Here is an 18,584-nt window from a genome sequence, read left to right on the forward strand (position 1 = left end):
GCACCGCCCGGCCCGCCGCCGCGAGCTCGGCGACGTCCACCCCGTCGAGCTCGCGGCGGTAGGTGCCGAGTACCCGCTGCCGCAACATGGCCCCGTGCCGGGCCCGCCAGGCCAGCGCGTCACCGGCCGTGAGGAGATGCAGGGTGCGTCGCATGAGGTGCGTGCGCACCACGCTCCGCCCGAGCAGCAGGCCCGAGAGCACCGCCGGGTCGAACGCCCGCAGCCGCGACCACAGCCCGACGAACGGCTCCTGCGGTTCTGCGCTTGCAGCCCGCACAGGTGCGCGACGGCGTCGAGGACGGGCACGTCGGCACGGTCGAGTAGCGGCTGCCGGGCGAGCGTCGCGCGATTGAGCGCCCGGGTGTCGAGAACGCTCATTCGCGCGTCTTCGCAGTACGGTCGTTCCCTTCGATTCCGTGTGAGCTACAAACCGGTCAGGTCGCTTTCTGCCCGTCGAGCGTCTCGCGCAGGATGTCCGCGTGCCCGGCGTGCTGGGCGGTTTCGGCGATGACGTGCAGCAGTACTCCTCGCACGCTGCGCACGGCGCCCGGCTCGTGCCAGGGAGCCGACGGCAACAGGTGCGTCGCCGACAGGTCGGCAATGGCGGCGATGACCTCCTCGCTCCGGGCGGCAACCTGCTCGTACCGCTCGACGATCCCGGCCAGTGTCTCGCCGGGCAGCATCCGGAAATTGTTCTGATGGTCGATCGCCCACTGCGGGTACTCGCTCGCGGTACCGGCCGCGAAGTCGGCCCAGGTGACACCTTCGGGCAGGTCGTAGCTCATCGCCGACGGGCCGTCGACCGCGAAGCGGAGCCACCCTTCCTCGATGGACGCGACGTGCTTGATCAGCCCGCCCAGGCACAGCGCGCTGACGGTCGGGGTTTCGGCGAGCTGCTCGTCGGTGAGTCCGCGGACGGTGGTGGTCACTGACGATCGCGCGGCGGCGAGCGCGGCGAGCAGGTCGGTCCGCTCGGCGTCGAGAGTTGAGGTCACGGTGTTTCGTTCCTTCAGGTCGCTGTTGACTGGCATAGGACAAGACTCCCAGTAGAAGCGGACAGGATGTGGCCGCTTCTCGGGGCATGATGGAACCATGCCGAAAACTTCAGCGCGACTGCTGTCGTTGCTCTCACTGCTCCAGGCGCGCCGGGACTGGCCGGGGGCGCTGCTGGCCGACCGGCTGGACATCAGCCCGCGCACCGTGCGCCGTGACGTCGACCGCCTGCGCGAGCTCGGTTATCCCGTCCTCGCCTTCAAAGGACCGGAGGGCGGATACCGGCTCGACGCCGGCACCCAGCTGCCCCCGTTGCTGTTCGACGACGAGCAGGCCGTCGCGCTGGCCGTCGCACTCCAGATCGCGACCACTGCCGGCGCGGGCATCGAGGAGGCCGCGGTGCGCGCGTTGCACACCGTCCGGCAGGTCATGCCCGCACGGCTGCGCCACCGCATCGACGCCATCGGGGTCACCGCCGTCGAGCGGCCCACACTCCGGCCGGTCCCCAAGGTCGACAGCAGCGTGCTCATGGCACTCGGCGCGGCGGTCCACGCCCGCGAGGTGCTGCGCTTCGACTACTCCTCCGCCGCACCCGCGGGGAGTGCGCCGTCCCCGCCGCGCCGGGTGGAACCCCACCACGTCGTCACCTGGGGCGGGCGCTGGTACCTGGTCGCCTGGGACCTCGAGCGCGAGGACTGGCGCACCTTCCGTGCCGACCGGATCGCCCCGCGCACCCCCACCGGACCCCGCTTCGCCCCGCGTGAACTGCCCGGCGGCGACGTGGCCACCTTCGTGGCCGGCCGGTTCTGGAGCTCCGACGCCTCCGGCGAATGGCCGTGCCGCGGCGAGGTGATCCTCGACCTCCCCGCCGCCGCCGTGTCCCCCTACACCAGCGACGGACTCGTCGAGGAACTCGGCCCGGACCGCTGTCGGCTCATCCTGGGCTCGTGGTCATGGCCCGGCCTGGCCGCCACCCTCGGCAGGTTCGACGCCGACATCGAGGTCGTCGGCCCGGCCGAACTCAAGGACGCCTTCGCCCGACTGGCCCGCCGCTACGCCAACGCCGCGAACTAGCCGGTGGCTGCTCAGGTGCGGCCACAGCCGAACTCGCCGCGGTCACCCGGGGCGTGGTCAGTCCGGCAGTAGGTGCGACACGAGGGTGCGTGTCCATTCGGGGGTGAGGGGCTCGTCGGTGAAGACGGCCCGGTAGCAGAGGGGGGCGAGCACGGCGTCCGTGGTGCGTTCGAGGGTCGGGGGCTGCTCTCCCCTGGACCGTTGCCGTTCGAGGATGGCTTCGAGCTGGTGCTGGCGTTCTCCGCGGCACGCGGCCGCGCCTTGTTCTCCGTCGGTGCCGATGGTGGCGCGCACCAGGGCGAGGTTGTCCGGGTCTCAGAGGTCCCTGGCGAGGTCGGCCGCGTAGCGTTTCAGGTCCTCGCGGAGGGTCGACGGTGTCCGGCACCACGATGTCGCCGGAGAAGCGGCTGGTCGCGACGTCGGCGAGCAGGTCGCCGACGGAGCCCACGTCGAGCTCGCGGCGACACTCAAGAACGCGACGGGACTCGCGGTCAGCGCGGTCGGACAGATCGATGACCTGTCCCTGGTCGGCGAACTGGTGGCGAACGGCCAAGTGGACGCCGTGATGATAGGGCGCCCTCTCCTGCGCGACCCCTACTTCGCCTCCGCAAGCGCCCCGCGAACAAAGCCGCCTGGCCCCACCAATACCAACGCGCTCTGTGAGCCCAGGAGCCCGTGCCCCGGCCAGTAGCCCGTCATCGGCGCCGCCTACCTGCCCAAGGCGGCGCAGCGACTCCGAAACTGAGCGAGCGACTGCTCAAGGCGTTAGAGGACGTCTGGACACTGTCGTTGTGGCCCCACGCTGAAGCCTCGGGCGCCTGTCCTTCGAAGCCGCTTACCCTCCACAAAGGACGGTAAGTCTGCCCATTCGCCCGTTTCATACCGCCATGACCGTTTCGCGCGTGCCCTGAAGGCCACCATGACAGCGTTAAACGCCGTGAAGGCTCCCATCAGGGCACACGGCAAACCTGGGGTCGCGACCGAAGGGGACTTTCCCTCGACTCAACCTTGCAAAAGTCCCCTTCACCAGAACAGACCGCGTGCCAGTCTCCGTTCTCATTCGAGACGTGCCGGGATGCTTGCTCGGCTTCCCGGTGATGAATCCATCGTCACAGAGGTAGCGGCCAGTTTGTGGCCGCTACCTACGAGTGATCGAACCTCGTCGGCGGACTTGTTGGACGAGGGAAGCGCCGCGAAGTCGTAGAGGAGCCCGCTGACGACGCGTACCTCACTCGTGGTCTGCCCCGGCCGCGGCTGGTGACTCTCCATCAGATGAGTCACCGGCAGGAACGTTCACCACCGGATTGGCAGCCCTGGAATCCTCGGGTTTGACGGCATGATCAACGAGCAGCGTCGCGAGGAGCTGGTCGCGCAGTCGGCCCGGTGCTTCGTCGGTCGCGCTCAGTACCACCTCGTGCACCGTGCTCAGCGTGGTCGCCAGGTCGTCGGCGCGGCGCTGGAGGTGCACGGCGTTGAGCGCGGCCGCCGACAGTTGTCCTTCTTGACGGGCGAGGTCGGCGCGCTGCGCGGAGATGCTTTCGCGCTGCGCTGCTTCGCTGGCCTGGTGTTGTTCGAGCAGTGCTCGATACTGATCGTCGGCGCCGCGCAGTCGTTTTTTGACCTCGCCCAGTTCGGCGCCGAGGTGCGTGTTCTGTCCTGTCAGGGCGCGTTCCAGCTCGCCGCTGTGCTTACGCAGATCGCTCAGTGTGGTCCGTTCGGCGTCGCGTTCAGCGGTACGGACCGCCAGTTCCTCGGCACAGGTGGCCAGATCCGCGGTGAGAGAGCTGACCTTGGCACGTTCGGCTGTCCACTCGGCGGCTGATTTCTCGGCTTGCCGGCTGATCGCGGCAGCGGCGGCTTCGGCGCGGGCCTGCGCGAGTTCAGCTTCGGCACACTGTAAAACCGCGTTGGCCGTACTGACCTCGGCCAGCTCCTTGGCCTGCTCTGCCTGGCGAGCCTGCTCGTCGGCCTCGTGCCGGGCCTGTTCAGCCGCGCTCGCGCGGGCTTCGGATGCCTCCCGGCCCTGATCGGCGTCGGTGGCACGCCGCTCAGCAGTCTCGGCCTGTGCGACCGCGAGAGCGATGTCCTTCTGCAGTTGTCCGGTGATCGTGTCGAGCGCATTGCTCAGCGTTTGCAGCGGTTCGGTCACGCCTGAGGCGGCACGGGCGAAAGCCTCGCCCGCATCCTCAAGAGCGGTCGGCACCTCTGTGTCACCAAGTGCTTCACGCAGGGCCTGCTCGGCGGCGGCGAGCTGCTTGCAGGTTTTACCGCCGGGCCAGACCCGATCCGGGCAGAACTCGTAGGGGCGTCCTCCGCGCGGTCCGGGCGGCGGCAGTGGGGTCTGGCATCGACGGAACCCGCACAGGGCCGTTCCAGCAAAAAAATCGGACATTCCCGTAGTCTAGTTGATGGTTAATAAACCATCAACCTAGGTTATGGATACTGTATCTGTAACCTAGGTTAGCTACAGAACACTCCTTTTGTTGCTAAGCTCAGCGCAGGACGAATCGGCGACAACAAGTAACTGGTTTGGTGACTTTGAGTAGCATTTCGCGGTCGATCGAAGCGTGGACCGGCGGCTCGGAAACTGGGGGGCACCTCTCGACGGAGGTCGACCTCTGGCCGGGCGTCCGCGATCCCGCGCAACTGCTGGCGGCCATCGCCGACTGGCTGATCGGGTACGCCAACCACGCCACCCGCCGCACCTACGCCGAAGGTCTCGGCCTGCCCGTTTCCGCGAGTGACCTCGACACCTGGACCCGCACCGGCACCCCGGCAACGGGCTGGGACGAAGCGCTCCACGCCTATTCGGCCGCGCTCAGGATCGGGACAGGTCCAGCTCCGGCCCGCACCGCTCCCCCACCGGCACCTCGCGGCCGGTTGCGGACACTGCACTGGTTCCGCTGGTGTGTCGCCACCGCTGTCGATCCACTCGCCGCCACCTCGACGGACGTCAAGACCTGGCTCGACGAACTGACCACCACGGGTGCCGCTCCGGCCACTCGCGACCGGATGCTCGCCACCGTCAAAGCGCTCTACGCCTACCTGGCGTCGGTGAAACTCGCCACCGGCAACCCCGCTGCCCTCGATCGTCGACGGCTCGGCCTGGCGGTCGGCGCCACCAGCACCTCGACGACTGTCACCCTCACCGCGAACCAGGTCCACGCGCTCTACACGGCGGCGGGCGCGGCCCGGCGGGGCGCGAGCCCGCTCGACACCAGCCGCGCCATGGCCGTGGTCGCCCTGTTCACCCTCGGGCTGCGTGTCAGCGAACTCTGCGGGCTCGACCGCACCGATTCGCACGTCACCCGGGGCCGCCGCGCCCTGCGCGTGCTGGGCAAGGGCGGCAAGACGCGCATCGTCTACCTCAGCGCCCCCGCCGAGTCGGCGCTCATGGCGTACCTCGTCAAACGCGACGAGGCGGCCGCGTCGAGGACGACGTCGATCGCCCGGCGACCGGCGAACCCCCTCGCCGCGGGCCCGGTCCCGCTGCTCGTCACGCGGACGGGCAACCGCTACCAGCGGCAGGCGATCTGGCAGCTCCTCCGTCGTCTCACCGCGGCGGCCGGACCGGCCCTCGCGGACATCGTCGACGCGATGCATCCGCACGCCTTGCGTCACTTCTACGTCACCTCGGCGGTCGAGGCAGGCGCACAGCTGGTCCACGTCCAGGCGGATGTCGGCCACGCCAGCATCGACACCACCCAGCAGACGTACGACCACGCCGCCCGTGACCCGTCGCGCAGCGCGGTCGACCTCGTCGCCGCCACCTGGTACACCGGCGTTGAAACCGGTCTATGACGCGGAGGTCTCGCCTGGTGCGGGAAGGCCGATGAGGTCGAGCGATACCGTCCACAGCTGCCGGGCCGCGCCGGGGTCGAGCGCCCATTCCTTGACACCATGGCTGTTGTCGAACAGCGTCGCGTCGTTGCCCACGGTGTGGGCCTGGCGTCCGTCATCGAGGTAGTGGCCGCCGGTCCGGGCGAACTCGGGGGCGACCGCCGCGACGAGGGTGGTGGCGGCGCCCTGCTGGACGGTCTTGTAGACGAAGGCTCCAGCCGCCTCGGCCGCGGCCAAATAGTCCTTTTGCCTGGGGGTGAAGTCTCTTTGCAGCCCGGTGGAGACGCCCCCGGGGTTGACCGTGTTCGCGACGATGCCGTCGGCCGCCCACTGGCGGGTGGCTTCGACCGCGAACAGCGAGTTGGCGGTCTTGGACTGCGAGTACGCGGCCTGAGGATCGTATTCGCGCCGCTCGAAATGAATGTCGTCGAACACAACCGGCGACCTCATGTGTGCCGTGGAGCTCAGCGAGACGACCCGGGCCCCGCCCCGTTCGCGGGCTCCCGCGGCGAGGGCTTCACGCAGTCCGAGCGTCAGGGCGAAGTGGCCGAGATGGTTTGTGGCGAATTGAAGTTCCCAGCCTTCCGGGGTTCGGGCCAGGTCGCTGACGATGACGCCCGCGTTGTTGATCAGGATGTGCAGTGGGCCGGTCCACCGACCGGTGAACTCGGCGATGGAGGACCTGTCAACCAGATCCAGCGCGCCGACGTGAACGTGGCCGCCGCCGGTCGACTCCGCGATGTCCTCGGCTGTCTTCTCACCCGCGCTGACGTTGCGGACCGCAAGGGTGACCTCGGCACCGGCACGCGCGAGAGAGCGGGCCGTCTCCACACCGATCCCCGACGACGCGCCGGTGACGATGGCGCGGACACCAGTGAGGTCCAGCCCCGCCACGACGTCGTCAGCAGTGCTGCTCGCGTCGAATCGGGTGGTGATCCGTCGATGAGGTGCTGACATGAAGCCCTCCTAGGGACAAAGGTTCGCTGTGAACCAACTATACTCAATCAGCATACGTTGTCTAGTTGGTTCGGTCGATGGTAGACTAACGGGCATGACCGACCTGGAGTCCTCCGTCGCCGAAGAGGCCCAGAGTGAGAGCGGCCGCCGGGAGCACGTCCTGGGGGCCGCTCTCGAGACTTTCGCCCGCTACGGGTACAAGAAGGCGTCAATGGAGGACGTCGCACGGGCCGCGGACATCTCTCGTCCGGGCCTGTACTTCCTGTTCACCTCGAAGCAGAACCTGTTCCGCGCGGCCGTCACCCACGCCCTCGACAGCGATGTCGATGCCGCGAAACGGTGTTTGTCGGACGCTGGGCGCCCGCTTCGCGATCGGTTGATCGAAGCGTTCGACCTGTGGACCGGGCGTTACGTCGGCCCCATGGCGAAAGAGGTCTCCGGCTTGATCGAGACCAGTCCGGAGCTGCTGGGCCCGCTTGTCCTCGAATACCCGCGGCGTTTTCTCGAGATGGTCACCGCTGCCATTGCGGCCGATCTGCCTCCGGGGCGGGTGGGGATGGCAGCGGACATGGCCAGGACGTTGGTGAGTACTGCCCGCGGTATCAAACACGAAGCGGCCGCACGAGAAGAGTTTGTCGCGCGAATGACCATCGGCGTCGACCTTTTCCTGCCAGCCGTTGATCACGGCAAGCGGCACGCCTGACCTCGATTCGTCAGGTCCGTCACCGCGGTGCGGCGGAAATGCAATCCGCCGCATTTTTTCCGAAACCGTGCGCGGCGAGCGCGAACAGGACGCCGCCCAGGACGAACCAGGGGTTCCACAGCACGAGTGTCCAGAACCTCTGTGCCGAGCCGACCGAGACGTCGATCCCCGGCGCGTCGGCGAGGATGAGCACCTCGATACCGATCCCGCGGAGCAACAGCAGCGCGCCGACGCCGTAGCCCAGCAGCGTCAGCAGCCGCCGGCGAAGGCCACTGACGCTGCGACGGGTCAAGCCGAACGCGGCCAGCGCGCCGATCAGGCAGAGACAGCCGACTCCCCAGAGCCCGCCCGCCACGAACCAGCCGGGTCGCTCGGCCGCGAGCTGCTGCCCGGCCGAAATGTCGAGCCCGGCTTCGCCGCCGAGCGCCCAAAAGAAATGTACGCTCGCGAAAACAACGGCCCAGCCGACGGCCGGATATCCCCAGTGAAATGACCGGAACACGCGCGACAATCCACCATCCCCCAGTGCTGACCGCCCTCGACGATCACCTTTCGATCCAGGATGGCACCGGACCCCATACTGGTCAAACAACGCCGCCGGGCACGCCCGGATACATCCGCTACGGCTGGGTTCCCGCGGTGATCAGGACGCAGACGGGCCAGGACACGATGTCAGGCGTAGGCCTTCTTCAGGACGACGGCGACCTCGATGGCCTGGCCCGAGCCGAAGCTGGGGGCGATCGTGCTGAGCGCTTCCCAGCCCTCGCGGCCAAGGTCGTTGAGGTCCAGTTCGATCTGGTTGTAGTCGAAGCCCTTCATGCGGAGCTTGTAGGTGAGCACCTTGTACTCCCACTGCGTGGCCATGTGCCGGTTTCCCTTCGGTTGGTCCTGCGGGTTGTGTCAGCTCGTGCCGGCGAGCGCGACGAAGATCAGGTTGGTCACCACGTTGTTGACGATGTGGACGACGACGCCTGGCCAGACCGATCCGCTGCGGCGTCGTAGTTCGGCGTTGATGAGTCCGATGACGAAAGCGATGGGCAGGATGGTGTTGATGCCATGGGCGAAGGCGAAGATCGCGGCACTGCCCACGACCGCGACCACCGCGCCGTAACGCATCAGCGCGGTGGTGAGAAGGCCGCGGAAGAGCAGCTCCTCGCCGATCGGGGTGGCGACGGCGATGAGCACCATCGACAGAGCCAGGGCGAGCGGCCCGGCGGTGGCGGCCGAGTTGTATCCGTCCTGAGGGTTCGCGGTGATTCCGGTGATCGCGACGAAGGCCACCGCCACCAGGCGGCTGAGCACGACGGCCAGCACCCCGGCGCCGAGCCCGACGAGCAACCAGCGCCAGGACACCCGGCCCGCACCGAGGGCACTCCAGGAACGGATCCGCAGCGCCACGGCCACCGCGAACGCGCCCAGCGCGGCGACGGCGGACAGCGCCCCTTCGATCAGGCCGAGCGTCGCCGGAGCGAGATCGAGCCCCTCGATCAGCGCGACGACCAGAAACACGATGACCACGTAGACGACGGCGGCGACAACGATCTCGGTCCAGCCAGGGCGCACGCGACCCTCGGGTGCGGGCCGGGTCTTTGCCGTCTCCTGCTGGTCGTCGTGGGAAGTACGAGACATGGTGACGAGGCTCCTGGATTCCGATGGGTTCGGGATCGGCGAGGTCGTTGAGGACCTCGCCGCTGACGGGTCTCAGCGACGTGGTTCCCACTGGAAGAACCGCCGGGCCAGCAACCCGAGGACGGCGGTCCACACCACCAGCGAGAGCAGGGCGGGCAGCGCCGCGGGGAACCCGCCCGCGCCGGCTTCCCACGCCCCGCCGTGGAACGCGAGCGCGGCGAGCCTGCCCAGCCCGGCGCCGGGGATCGCCGTGAGCGCCTGGGCCAGCGTCCCGGAATCGAGGATCGGCAGCACGGCACCGGAAGCCATGGCGAGGAAGGCGAGCGGCAGCGTCGTGAGCTGGGCGCGTTCCGGCGAGCTGCTCATCGGCGTCGTCGCCAGTGCGGCCGCGAGGTACATCGCGAATCCCAGTACGACCGCGAGCACGAGCAGGGCCGGGTCCGCGGGCACCGGGGCACCACGGACCACATCCACGAGCGCCAGTACGACGAGCTGTCCCCACGCGAGAGCGACCGGCGGCGCGACCATGCCCCCCAGCAGCACCGAGTCCCGCGTGTCGCTGGTGCGCATGCGCTTCAGCACGAGCGCGTGCCTGCGAGCGACCACGACCGAGGTCGTCGTGGTGTAGACGCCGTAGGCGAGGGTCAACGTCAGCTGCAGGCCCACGACGATCGCCCACGTGGTGGCATTCTGGGGGCGCACCAGGAACGTGACGAAGGCGCCGAGCAGGACTGGCAGCGCGACACCGGTGAACCCGGCCGTCCGGTTGCGCCACAACACTTTGGTTTCCGCCGCTGCGATGGCGGTGAACGCAGCGCTCACAACGATACCTCCGTCTCGGTTTTGTGGTGCTCGTCCTGGTTTGTCTCGCTGTCGCTCTCCCGCACAGCGTGGTAAACCGCCTCCAGCGACGCGGGCGCGGCGCGGAGCCCCTCCAAGGTCACGGAGTGCCGCTCAGCCCAATTGAGCAGCAGCGTGAGGTCCTGCTGGAGGTGATCCGTCGCCCCGGTGACCGTGGTGTCGGGCCCGTCGCGCCCGAGCACCAGCTCGCCGGAGATCTCCGGCGGTGGCGCGGGGGGCGGGCCCACGATCCGCGCGTCGAATCGCGCTGGTTGGCTCGCGGTGATCTCCGCGAGCGTGCCCGTGGCGGCGATCCTGCCCCCGTGCATGATCGCGACGCGGTCGGCGAGCGCCTCCGCCTCCTCCAGATAGTGCGTGGTCAGCACGACGGTGCGGCCCGCCTCGGCCAGCTCGCCGATCGCGTCCCACGCACGTCTGCGCGACTCGGGGTCGAGCCCGGTCGTCGGCTCGTCCAGGATCACCAGCTTCGGCGTGCCCCACACCGCCAGCGCGAGGTCGAGCCTGCGGCGTTCCCCGCCGGAGAGCTTCGCGACGGCGACGTCGCGCCTGCTGCCCAAATCGAACCGGGCCAGCAGCCGCTCCGGGTCGTCGGGGCGCGACACGAGCCGCTGCCACAGCAGCAGCGTCTCGACCGTGGTCAGCTCCCCGACGAAGCCGCCCTCCTGCATCATGACGCCAAGCTGGCTGCGCAGTTTCGCCGACTGGGTGGCCGGGTCGATGCCGAGCACCCGCACGGTTCCCCCGGCGGGGCGGTGGAAGCCGCTGAGGACTTCGAGCGTGGTCGTCTTGCCCGCGCCGTTGGTGCCCAGCAACGCGAAGACCTCCCCGGCCCGCACCGTCAGGTCGATGCCGCGCACCGCGTCGAAGTCGCCGTACCGGCAGCGCAGGCCGCTGACTTCGACGGCGTCGCCGTCTTCCGGCGGCGGGAGGTTCGCGGTGGCGTGGCGCCGCGACGCTGGGGTTACTTGAGTCATGGCGGTGATTGTCGGCGGCGTCAGCCGCGGGTCGGTAGTCCTCACCGTCATCGGTTCCGATGACACGTGTCATCGGCCTGACCGGGTAGCTTGACCCTCGTGAGCGAAGATCGACAGATGATCGAGGCGGAGCGACCGGTACGGATGGCACGGCGCTACGCCCTGTGCGCCTTCGCCGCGACCGCCGCGTTCCTGTCGATGATCCCGGTGGCCGCGATGCTGTTCTCCTGGCCGGGCTGGGGGTTCGGCGCCCCGCTGCTCGCGTTGCTGTGCGCCGCCCTCGCCCTGCACTGCCTGCGCTTCCGCGAGTACCTGCGGCGGCCGGGTTCCCAGGTGTCGGCGCCCGCCATGGTCATGGCCGTTTCCGTGGGGTTCTCGCTCTGCGTGGTGGGGCAGGCGAGTGCGTGGACCGGCTGGGCGTGGGCGATCGTTCCGGCGCTGCTGCTCGGCGACGTCGTGGGCGGTAGATCCAAACGTGCGATCACGGTGTGGGTGACCGGCGCGACGCTGCTCGTGTTCGGCTCGGACCTGCTCGTCGCGCCGCGGATCGCGGGGGTACCGGGCTGGATCGGCCCCTCGATCGCGGCCTTCTACATCTCGACCACGTGGGCCAGCAACCTCGAACGGAACTGGTGGCTGGGTTCGCTCGTGAAGGTCGACGAGTCGCGACGGATCGCCGCGGAGCTCGCCATGACGCGGGAGCGGCTGCGCCTCGCCGACGACCTGCACGACATTCTCGGCCACGCGCTGGAGGTGGTGGCCTTCAAGAGCGAGCTGGCCGCGCGGACGGTGCCGTCCGGTGTGGACGGTGCGGACCGAGCCCGCCGGGAGATGACGGACGCGGCACGGGTGGCGCGCGAAGCCATGAACGAGGTGCGTTCGCTAGCCGCGGACCGGAGGCCGACCGACCTCGCGAGTGAGCTCGCCGGTGCGCGCGCCGTGCTGGACTCCGCGCGGGTACGCCTGGAAGTGCACGGCGACCCCGCGCTGGTCGTGCAACCGCTGCAGGACGTGCTGGGCAGGGTGTTGCGCGAGGCGATGACAAACCTGCTGCGCCATTCCGACGCCACCCACTGCACGATCACCCTGGGGCAGAACGGCGGGCAGCGGCCGGTGGCGACCCTGCGCGTGGACGACGACGGCACCGGCTCCGCGCCGTCTCCGGAGGGCTCGCCCTCGGGCAGCGGCCTGCGCAGCATCGAAAGAAAGCTGGCGCCGTACGCGGGAACGCTGTCGGCCGGTCGCCGCGAGGTCGGCGGCTTCTCGTTGTGTGTGACCGTTCCGGTGCCGCGGCCGGGCACCGTGCCCGAGGCAGCGGTGGTCCCCGCATGATCCGGCTGGTGCTCGTGGAAGACGAGCAGCTCACGCGCGAGGCAGTCGGGGCGCTGCTCGGTCTCGAGGGCGACCTCGAAGTGGTCGGCGAAGCCGCGAGCGGCGAGGAGGCACTGGCGACGGTGCGGGCGCAGCGGCCGGACGTGGTCGTGCTCGACGTCGACCTGCCAGGAATGGACGGTGCCGAGATCGCCGAGCGGATCGCCGCGGAATGGCCGGGAATCCGCTGTGTGATGCTGACCAGACACGCGCGTCCTGGCGTGCTGCGCAGGGCACTCTCGGTCGGTGCAGCCGGTTTCGTCGCGAAGAGCGCTCCCGCGGCACTTCTCGCGACGGCGATCCGGCGGGTGCACGCGGGCGGCCGCTACGTCGACGCCGAGCTCGCGATGACCGCGCTGAACACGGAGGGCTGCCCGCTCACCGACCGGGAACTCGAGGTGCTGCGGCAGGTGCGCGACGCGCGCACCGCGTCCGACATCGCGGACCTGGTGCATCTCTCGGCGGGCACCGTGCGCAACTATCTGTCCTCCGCCATGCGCAAGCTCGGCGCGAACACCAGATCCGAGGCGGTCCGCCGGGCCCGCGACAACGGCTGGCTCTGACCGTCAGCCCCGGCGCGCCTGTGTCGCGCTCACGACCACCCCGTTGACACGGGCGAGCCAGCTCCCGCAGACGCAGCGCAGGTAGTCGAGCGTGCCGTGGGCGACCGAGTGCGGCACGGCAGCGGTGCGGGTGAGTTCGGCCAGCGGGCAGCCGCAGCGCGGGCATCGAGTCTGTTCCATGAGCCGAGTGTGCTGTAATGGTCTAGTGCACTTCAACCCTTACGGAGGCTCCGCGGCCCAGGTGGCGGCCGAGCTCGCCAACCTGACGAGCGACGACCCGGTCGCGATGGCCGCCATGATGCATGGCCACGGCATGACACTGCACCGGCTCGACCAGCACGAGGCGGCGGCAATCGCCGCCTGGGGGCTGCGGCTGCGCGAGGTCTTCGCCGCGCCCGCCGCGGACGGCCAGGCCGACCTGCTCAACAGGCTGCTGTCCGATTCGGCCTGCCGCCCGTACATCTCCCGCCACGACGGCCGGGTCGCGCACCTGCACTACGCCAGCGAGCACGCGGACCCGGTCAGCCGCGTCCGCGCCTACACCGCGGGCGGGCTCGCCCATCTGGTCTGCGACGAACCCGGCCGCCTCGGCGCCTGCGGCCGCGAAGGCTGCGGGATCGTTTACGTGGACGTGTCCCGCAACGGCAAACGCCGCTACTGCTCGACCCGGTGCGCGACGCGGGTCCACGTCGCCGAGCACCGCGACCGGGCGCGTCAAGCGGGCTGAGGCCACCTCAGAGGGCGTCCGGAAACTGATGTCATGTCGTCCAGTTTGGCGCCTGGGGCCGCGTGACTGACGGGGACTTTCACGCGGTCTGTTCTGGTGAAGGGGACTTTTGCAAGGTTGAGTCGAGGGTAAGTCCCCTTCAGTCGCGACCCCAGGTTTGCCGTGTGCCCTGATGGGAGCCTTCACGGCGTTTAACGCTGTCATGGTGGCCTTCAGGGGCACACATGAAACAGTCATGGCGGTACGAAACGGGCGAATGGGTAGACTTACCGTCCTTTGTGGAGGGTAAGCGGCTTCGAAGGACAGGTGCTCGAGGCTTCGAGCGGCGGCTGCTGCGACAGTTCTCAGACGCCACCTAATAGAGTGCTGAAAATGAGCAACCGCTTAGTCAGCCTCGGCGACTCGTTCACCGAGGGCGTCGGTGACGACGACGCGTCCTGCCGCAACGGCGTCCGCGGCTGGGCCGACCGGACCGCCGAGCAGCTGGCCGCACAGGATCCCGCCTTCCGCTACGCCAACCTCGCCATCCGCGGCAAACTGCTGGGCCAGGTCCTCGACGAGCAGCTCGAACCAGCCCTGGACCTGCGCCCGGACCTCGTGACGTTGTACGCGGGCGGCAACGACCTGATGCGGCCGAAGGTCGACATCGACGCGCTGACCGACCGGTACGAGCAGGCGGTCGCGCGGCTGACCGGCACCGGCGCGCAGGTCCTGCTCTTCACCGGCGTCGACGGGGTGGAGGACGCGCTGTTCCGCCGGATCCGCGGCCGGGTGGCGATTTACAACGAGCTCGTCCGCGGGATCGCGGCCCGCCAGGGCACGCTTCTGGTGGACCTCTGGTCGATGCGGCAGCTGCGGGACCGCCGGATGTGGGCCCCGGACCGGCTGCACCTCAACGCGCTCGGCCACACCGAGGTCGCGATCGCCGTCCTCGGGGCGCTCGGTGTCCCCCACAAACTGGAGGCGACCGTGCTCGGCCCACGGGAGCGGCTCGACGCTCGTGAGCAGCGGGCCGAGAACCTGCAATGGGGCCGGGAACACGCTGTCCCCTGGGTCAAGCGGCGGCTGCGCGGCGAGTCCTCCGGCGACACCCTCACCGCGAAACGACCGGCACTCGAGCCGGTGGAGCAGCACCGGACCTGACTACGCACGGCAGGCCCGGGATCGCTGTCACTCTGCCCGTCATGAGCAGATCCGGTAGCCGAGCGCACAGAGCTTGTCGGCGAACCGGACATCATCGGTCCTTCCGGGTGACAATCGGCCGGACGGATACCCGCGACGGCGTCGAGAATGACGTTCCTCGTAACGGGGGCCTCCAGCGGCATCGGCCGGGCAGTCGCCGTCAGGCTTGCTGGAGGCCGGGGCCGGAGCGCGTCGCCGCGCTCGTCGAGGAAGCGCTCACCTCAAACCGTCCCCGGACGCGCGACCTCGTCGGTGCCGACGCACGCACGGCTGTCGCGCTGAAGCGAGCTCTGTCGGCCCGAACCACAGACGCGCTGCTGACCAAGACCGTGGGCCTGCCGCGGCGTGCGTCGGATTGACGCTGAACCACTTCCGGTCGCCGAGCAGGCCGACCTCCTGGAGTCGGCTATTCCGCGAGAGAGCGGCCGGGCGGGCGTAGCGCGTCGAACATGATCTCGATGGTGCGGGCCCGGCGGACCGGGTCGTCGCCCACGTGCTCGGCGCCCTTCGCCATGCCGATGATGACCGGGATCAGCTCCTCGGCCGAGAGATCCTTGCGCGCCGCACCGGCGTCCTGCGCCCGGCCGAGCAGGACGCCGAGGGAGCCGATGAGCCGCTCGCCGATCACCGAACCGGAGGTGGGGACCGCGATCCCGGCCGCCGAGAGCGCTTCGAGGTAGGCGTTCTTCGCGCCCGCCATCTCGATCCAGCCCGCCAGGAAGCCGAAGAAGGCGTCGCCGGGGTCCGGGGAGTTCGCCGCGACCACGGCGTCGGCCTCGTCGGCGAAACGGAGCAGCCTGGCGAAGAGCACGGCCTTCAGGAGCTCTTCCTTGGTCGGGAAGTGCCGGAACACCGTCCCCACACCGACGCCCGCCGCGCGCGCGACCTCCTCGGTCGGGGCGCCGGTCCCCCGCGCCGCGAACACGCTCTCCGCCGCCTCGAGCACCCGCGCCCGATTGCGGCGAGCGTCCGCACGCAGGGGTTTCGACTCCGTCACAACGACTGATCGTAGCCGCCGATCAGTCCTCAAGTGCGTCCAGCAGCCGTTCGAGCATCCGTTGCGCGTGCGAGCGCCAGCCGCCGCCCATGATCCGGCGGGAGATCTGCTGGAATTCGTCCTCGGGGTCGAAGCCCTCGTGGCTCAGCAGCAGCCGGGTGCCGCGGCCTTCGGCCACCAGCCGCCAGGTGACCGTCCACACCGGACCCCAGCTGATGCTGAGCAGCTCCTCCTGGTCGGCCACCAGCACCTCGCACGGCACCGGCCCGCCGGCGAACCCGGCCGCGGGCACAGGCCGGGCGAGCAGCTCGAACCGGTGCCCCACCACGGGTTTGATGTCGTTGGGCATGCCGAGCCAGCGTTCGAGCAGGTCCGGTTCGGTCAGCGCCCGCCACACCTTCCGCGGCGGATGAGCCAGGAACTGGTCCACGTGGATCGACGTGGCGTCGTCCGCCCGCTCCGTCACAGGTCCTCCTCGTCCAGCAGGTCGCGCAGACTGGCGAGCTTCGTACGCCAGAACCGCTCGTACGGGGTCAGCCAGTCGGACACCTCGCGCAGCGGGTCCGCGTCGAGGGAGTACAACCGGTGACGGCCCTCCCTACGCTCGCTGACCAGCCCGGCCTCCCGCAACACCCGAAGGTGTTCGGACAGGCTCGGCCGGCGCATGGCGAAGTGCTCCGCCAGGTCCCCCACCGCCATCGGGCCGTCGAGCAGGAGTTTGAGCACCTCGCGCCGGGCCGGGCTGGCCAGCGCCGCGAACACGTCGTCGTTGACGGGCACTAGCGCGGCCAGTTCCCGTATTCCGACGGCTCGAGCAGCCCGATGCCGTTGCCGTCGGGGTCCTTGATCGAGGCGGTCCGCCCCCATGGCAGCTCCTGCGGGTCCTCGACCGCCACCCCGGCCGCGCGCAGCGCTTCGACGTCGGCGTCCACGTCGGTGGTGTGCAGCTGGAAGCTCAGCGGGCCGCCGAAGGACAAGCCGTCGACCTCGTAATCGGTCAGCACGAGCCCGGTCGAGGCACCCTTCGGGCTGACCATGACGAAGCGGCCGTGCGGGCCGGGGACGTCGACCAGCAGGTCGAACCCGAGCTTGTCGACGTAGAAGTCGCGCGCTTTGGCATGGTCGGCGACGGGCACGGTGAGGTACTGAAGATGGCTGATATTCATGCCATCGACAATAGGTAGGATATCTCCTACGTGTCAACCGGGCAGTGCTGGGCACGAAGAAAGGGGCGTCCGGTGCGTGGTCGCACCGAACGCCCCTTCGGCCTGCGGATCAGCGGCGCGGGCCACCGAACGGACCCTGCTGCGGGAACGGGCCACTGCCAGGCCCGCCCGCGGGACCGGTGGGGCCGGGCTGCGCGGGCGGCGGGCCCTGGTACTGACTGCCAGGGGGCGGGCTCTGCGGCTGGGGCAGCGAGGAGGCGGGCGGGATCTGCTGCGGCGCTTCCGGCTCGTTGTCCACAAGGGACCCCCCGACCGGGGCGTCGTTTCCGGTGTCGTTTCCGCCACGCGGGCCGGACAGGGACGGCGGCACCAGCGGGTGCGGAGTGGCGCCGAGCGGACCCGCGACCTCCTTGCGTGCCACGGCTTCCGCGGCGGCGACCGCTTCGGCGACCTTCGGGTCACCCGAGACGTCGAACCAATCCGACACCTCGTCGTCCTCAAGGTCGGGCTTCTCGGCGTCATCGTAGGGCGCCGGCTCGTAGCGGAAGACGCCGTCGTCACCCGGCGCGCCCAGCGTGCGGGCGAAGCCTTCGAGCGCCTTGCCGTAGTCGCTCGGGATCATCCAGACCTTGTTCGCGTCGCCCTGTGCGAGCTGCGGGAGCGTCTGCAGGTACTGGTAGGCCAGCACCTCCGGCGTCGGACGCCCGGCCTTGATCGCCGCGAACACCTTCTCGATCGCCTTCGCCTGCCCCTGCGCCTGCAGGTAGCGAGCGGCACGTTCACCCTTGGCGCGCAGGATGCGCGACTGGCGCTCGGCCTCGGCACCGAGGATCGCGGCCTGCTTGGCGCCTTCCGCGGAGAGGATCTGGCTCTGCTTCTGGCCTTCCGCCGTCTTGATGGCGGACTCGCGCTGACCTTCGGCGGTGAGGATCATCGCGCGCTTCTCACGGTCGGCGCGCATCTGCTTCTCCATCGAGTCCTGGATGGAGGGCGGCGGGTCGATCGCCTTCAGCTCGACGCGGGCGACGCGGATGCCCCAGCGGCCGGTGGCCTCGTCGAGCACGCCGCGCAGCTGGCTGTTGATCGAGTCACGCGAGGTGAGCGTCTGCTCGAGGCTCATGCCACCGACCACGTTTCGCAGCGTGGTGGTGGTCAGCTGCTCGACGCCGACGATGTAGTTCGAGATCTCGTACACGGCCGCGCGGGAGTCGGTCACCTGGAAGTACACGACCGTGTCGATCGACACGGTCAGGTTGTCCTCGGTGATCACCGGCTGCGGCGGGAACGAGACGACCTGCTCGCGCAGGTCGATGCGCGCGCGCACCTTGTCGATGAACGGCACCAGGAAGGTCAGGCCCGGCGAGGCCACGGTGCGGAACCGGCCCAGCCGCTCGATGACGGCCGACTGCGCCTGCGGAACGACCATGATCGCCTTCACGACCGTGACGATCACGAACAAGGCCAGCAGCACGACAACGACAATCGCTACCGTCGACGACAAGACTTTCCCCTTACCTCGTAGCTGTTTCCGGGTTCTCGGGCTGGTG

General features: G+C 69.5%; 22 protein-coding genes and 1 pseudogene. 7 read left to right on the forward strand and 16 right to left on the reverse strand.

Translation table 11 applies throughout. From position 1 onward, the window contains the following. A pseudogene (locus tag QMK34_RS16135) lies at nt 1–378 on the reverse strand (DNA glycosylase AlkZ-like family protein); the annotation flags it as partial. Nucleotides 379–434: 56 nt separating this feature from the next. Continuing rightward, complete coding sequence (locus tag QMK34_RS16140) at nt 435–995, reverse strand: DinB family protein (protein WP_326414804.1); 561 nt, start codon at nt 993–995, stop codon at nt 435–437. A 97-nt stretch (nt 996–1,092) separates the two neighbouring features. Between QMK34_RS16140 and QMK34_RS16145 the strand changes: the two genes are divergently transcribed. Then, complete coding sequence (locus tag QMK34_RS16145; protein WP_326414805.1) at nt 1,093–2,067, forward strand: helix-turn-helix transcriptional regulator; 975 nt, start codon at nt 1,093–1,095, stop codon at nt 2,065–2,067. Between the two features lie 57 nt (nt 2,068–2,124). Here QMK34_RS16145 and QMK34_RS16150 read toward each other — a convergent pair whose 3' ends face one another. After that, a complete protein-coding gene (locus tag QMK34_RS16150; protein ID WP_326414806.1) occupies nt 2,125–2,361 on the reverse strand; it encodes a TetR-like C-terminal domain-containing protein in 237 nt (78 codons plus the stop codon). Between the two features lie 934 nt (nt 2,362–3,295). Beyond that, nucleotides 3,296–4,459, reverse strand: coding sequence for a response regulator receiver protein (locus QMK34_RS16155; protein WP_326414807.1), 1,164 nt, complete (start codon nt 4,457–4,459; stop codon nt 3,296–3,298). Nucleotides 4,460–4,605: 146 nt separating this feature from the next. On the opposite strand from QMK34_RS16155, the gene QMK34_RS16160 reads away from it, so the two are divergent. Then, on the forward strand, nt 4,606–5,868 hold the full coding sequence (locus QMK34_RS16160) for a tyrosine-type recombinase/integrase (protein WP_326414808.1): 1,263 nt from the start codon (nt 4,606–4,608) through the stop codon (nt 5,866–5,868). On the opposite strand, the gene QMK34_RS16165 is transcribed toward QMK34_RS16160, so the two are convergent. Next, nucleotides 5,863–6,864, reverse strand: a complete 1,002-nt coding sequence (locus QMK34_RS16165) for an SDR family NAD(P)-dependent oxidoreductase (RefSeq protein WP_326414809.1) — start codon at nt 6,862–6,864, stop codon at nt 5,863–5,865. The two genes, QMK34_RS16160 and QMK34_RS16165, sit on opposite strands and share 6 nt — an antisense overlap. Nucleotides 6,865–6,958: 94 nt before the next feature. Between QMK34_RS16165 and QMK34_RS16170 the strand changes: the two genes are divergently transcribed. Beyond that, entirely contained in the window at nt 6,959–7,567 is a 609-nt protein-coding gene (locus QMK34_RS16170; RefSeq protein ID WP_326414810.1) for a TetR/AcrR family transcriptional regulator, read from the forward strand. A gap of 19 nt (nt 7,568–7,586) precedes the next feature. On the opposite strand, the gene QMK34_RS16175 is transcribed toward QMK34_RS16170, so the two are convergent. From QMK34_RS16175 to QMK34_RS16195, 5 genes are all read right to left on the reverse strand, one after another. Next, a complete protein-coding gene (locus QMK34_RS16175; RefSeq protein WP_326414811.1) occupies nt 7,587–8,069 on the reverse strand; it encodes a DUF3995 domain-containing protein in 483 nt (160 codons plus the stop codon). A gap of 170 nt (nt 8,070–8,239) precedes the next feature. After that, nucleotides 8,240–8,431, reverse strand: a complete 192-nt coding sequence (locus QMK34_RS16180; RefSeq protein ID WP_326414812.1) for a DUF4177 domain-containing protein — start codon at nt 8,429–8,431, stop codon at nt 8,240–8,242. Between the two features lie 36 nt (nt 8,432–8,467). Further along, complete coding sequence (locus QMK34_RS16185; protein ID WP_326414813.1) at nt 8,468–9,196, reverse strand: CPBP family intramembrane glutamic endopeptidase; 729 nt, start codon at nt 9,194–9,196, stop codon at nt 8,468–8,470. A gap of 72 nt (nt 9,197–9,268) precedes the next feature. Then, on the reverse strand, nt 9,269–10,018 hold the full coding sequence (locus tag QMK34_RS16190) for a hypothetical protein (RefSeq protein WP_326414814.1): 750 nt from the start codon (nt 10,016–10,018) through the stop codon (nt 9,269–9,271). Next, on the reverse strand, nt 10,015–11,031 hold the full coding sequence (locus tag QMK34_RS16195) for an ABC transporter ATP-binding protein (RefSeq protein WP_326414816.1): 1,017 nt from the start codon (nt 11,029–11,031) through the stop codon (nt 10,015–10,017). The genes QMK34_RS16190 and QMK34_RS16195 overlap by 4 nt, the downstream gene beginning before the upstream one ends. 99 nt (nt 11,032–11,130) lie before the next feature. Between QMK34_RS16195 and QMK34_RS16200 the strand changes: the two genes are divergently transcribed. Beyond that, entirely contained in the window at nt 11,131–12,363 is a 1,233-nt protein-coding gene (locus tag QMK34_RS16200; protein ID WP_326414817.1) for a sensor histidine kinase, read from the forward strand. Further along, nucleotides 12,360–12,965 (forward strand): response regulator transcription factor, encoded by a 606-nt coding sequence (locus QMK34_RS16205; RefSeq protein ID WP_326414818.1) that lies wholly within the window; start codon nt 12,360–12,362, stop codon nt 12,963–12,965. Before QMK34_RS16200 ends, QMK34_RS16205 begins: the two co-directional genes overlap by 4 nt. A 3-nt stretch (nt 12,966–12,968) precedes the next feature. Here QMK34_RS16205 and QMK34_RS16210 read toward each other — a convergent pair whose 3' ends face one another. Beyond that, entirely contained in the window at nt 12,969–13,145 is a 177-nt protein-coding gene (locus tag QMK34_RS16210) for a hypothetical protein (RefSeq protein ID WP_326414819.1), read from the reverse strand. 25 nt (nt 13,146–13,170) lie between these two features. Between QMK34_RS16210 and QMK34_RS16215 the strand changes: the two genes are divergently transcribed. Beyond that, nucleotides 13,171–13,692 (forward strand): CGNR zinc finger domain-containing protein, encoded by a 522-nt coding sequence (locus tag QMK34_RS16215; protein WP_326414820.1) that lies wholly within the window; start codon nt 13,171–13,173, stop codon nt 13,690–13,692. A 372-nt stretch (nt 13,693–14,064) separates the two neighbouring features. Beyond that, complete coding sequence (locus QMK34_RS16220) at nt 14,065–14,835, forward strand: SGNH/GDSL hydrolase family protein (protein WP_326414821.1); 771 nt, start codon at nt 14,065–14,067, stop codon at nt 14,833–14,835. A 445-nt stretch (nt 14,836–15,280) separates the two neighbouring features. On the opposite strand, the gene QMK34_RS16225 is transcribed toward QMK34_RS16220, so the two are convergent. From QMK34_RS16225 to QMK34_RS16245, 5 genes are all read right to left on the reverse strand, one after another. Beyond that, a complete protein-coding gene (locus QMK34_RS16225; RefSeq protein WP_326414822.1) occupies nt 15,281–15,871 on the reverse strand; it encodes a TetR/AcrR family transcriptional regulator in 591 nt (196 codons plus the stop codon). 22 nt (nt 15,872–15,893) lie between these two features. After that, nucleotides 15,894–16,337, reverse strand: coding sequence for an SRPBCC family protein (locus QMK34_RS16230; RefSeq protein ID WP_326414823.1), 444 nt, complete (start codon nt 16,335–16,337; stop codon nt 15,894–15,896). After that, nucleotides 16,334–16,651, reverse strand: a complete 318-nt coding sequence (locus QMK34_RS16235) for an ArsR/SmtB family transcription factor (RefSeq protein WP_326414824.1) — start codon at nt 16,649–16,651, stop codon at nt 16,334–16,336. The genes QMK34_RS16230 and QMK34_RS16235 overlap by 4 nt, the downstream gene beginning before the upstream one ends. After that, nucleotides 16,651–17,037, reverse strand: coding sequence for a VOC family protein (locus QMK34_RS16240; RefSeq protein ID WP_326414825.1), 387 nt, complete (start codon nt 17,035–17,037; stop codon nt 16,651–16,653). Before QMK34_RS16240 ends, QMK34_RS16235 begins: the two co-directional genes overlap by 1 nt. 109 nt (nt 17,038–17,146) lie before the next feature. Beyond that, nucleotides 17,147–18,463 carry an SPFH domain-containing protein gene (locus QMK34_RS16245; RefSeq protein WP_326414875.1) on the reverse strand — a complete coding sequence of 439 codons (1,317 nt, stop codon included), beginning with the start codon at nt 18,461–18,463 and terminating at the stop codon, nt 17,147–17,149. Between the last annotated feature and the right edge of the window lie 121 nt (nt 18,464–18,584).

This window comes from Amycolatopsis sp. H20-H5 (genome assembly GCF_035828755.1).
In the GTDB taxonomy this organism is placed as follows: domain Bacteria; phylum Actinomycetota; class Actinomycetes; order Mycobacteriales; family Pseudonocardiaceae; genus Amycolatopsis.

Coding starts and splice junctions, on each gene's coding strand:
- QMK34_RS16145 (WP_326414805.1), top strand. CDS start 1,093: ATGCCGAAAACTTCAGCGCGACTGCTGTCGTTGCTCTCACTGCTCCAG.
- QMK34_RS16155 (WP_326414807.1), bottom strand. CDS start 4,459: ATGTCCGATTTTTTTGCTGGAACGGCCCTGTGCGGGTTCCGTCGATGC.
- QMK34_RS16165 (WP_326414809.1), bottom strand. CDS start 6,864: ATGTCAGCACCTCATCGACGGATCACCACCCGATTCGACGCGAGCAGC.
- QMK34_RS16170 (WP_326414810.1), top strand. CDS start 6,959: ATGACCGACCTGGAGTCCTCCGTCGCCGAAGAGGCCCAGAGTGAGAGC.
- QMK34_RS16180 (WP_326414812.1), bottom strand. CDS start 8,431: ATGGCCACGCAGTGGGAGTACAAGGTGCTCACCTACAAGCTCCGCATG.
- QMK34_RS16185 (WP_326414813.1), bottom strand. CDS start 9,196: ATGTCTCGTACTTCCCACGACGACCAGCAGGAGACGGCAAAGACCCGG.
- QMK34_RS16195 (WP_326414816.1), bottom strand. CDS start 11,031: ATGACTCAAGTAACCCCAGCGTCGCGGCGCCACGCCACCGCGAACCTC.
- QMK34_RS16205 (WP_326414818.1), top strand. CDS start 12,360: ATGATCCGGCTGGTGCTCGTGGAAGACGAGCAGCTCACGCGCGAGGCA.
- QMK34_RS16210 (WP_326414819.1), bottom strand. CDS start 13,145: ATGGAACAGACTCGATGCCCGCGCTGCGGCTGCCCGCTGGCCGAACTC.
- QMK34_RS16220 (WP_326414821.1), top strand. CDS start 14,065: ATGAGCAACCGCTTAGTCAGCCTCGGCGACTCGTTCACCGAGGGCGTC.
- QMK34_RS16240 (WP_326414825.1), bottom strand. CDS start 17,037: ATGAATATCAGCCATCTTCAGTACCTCACCGTGCCCGTCGCCGACCAT.
- QMK34_RS16245 (WP_326414875.1), bottom strand. CDS start 18,463: ATGGTCGTTCCGCAGGCGCAGTCGGCCGTCATCGAGCGGCTGGGCCGG.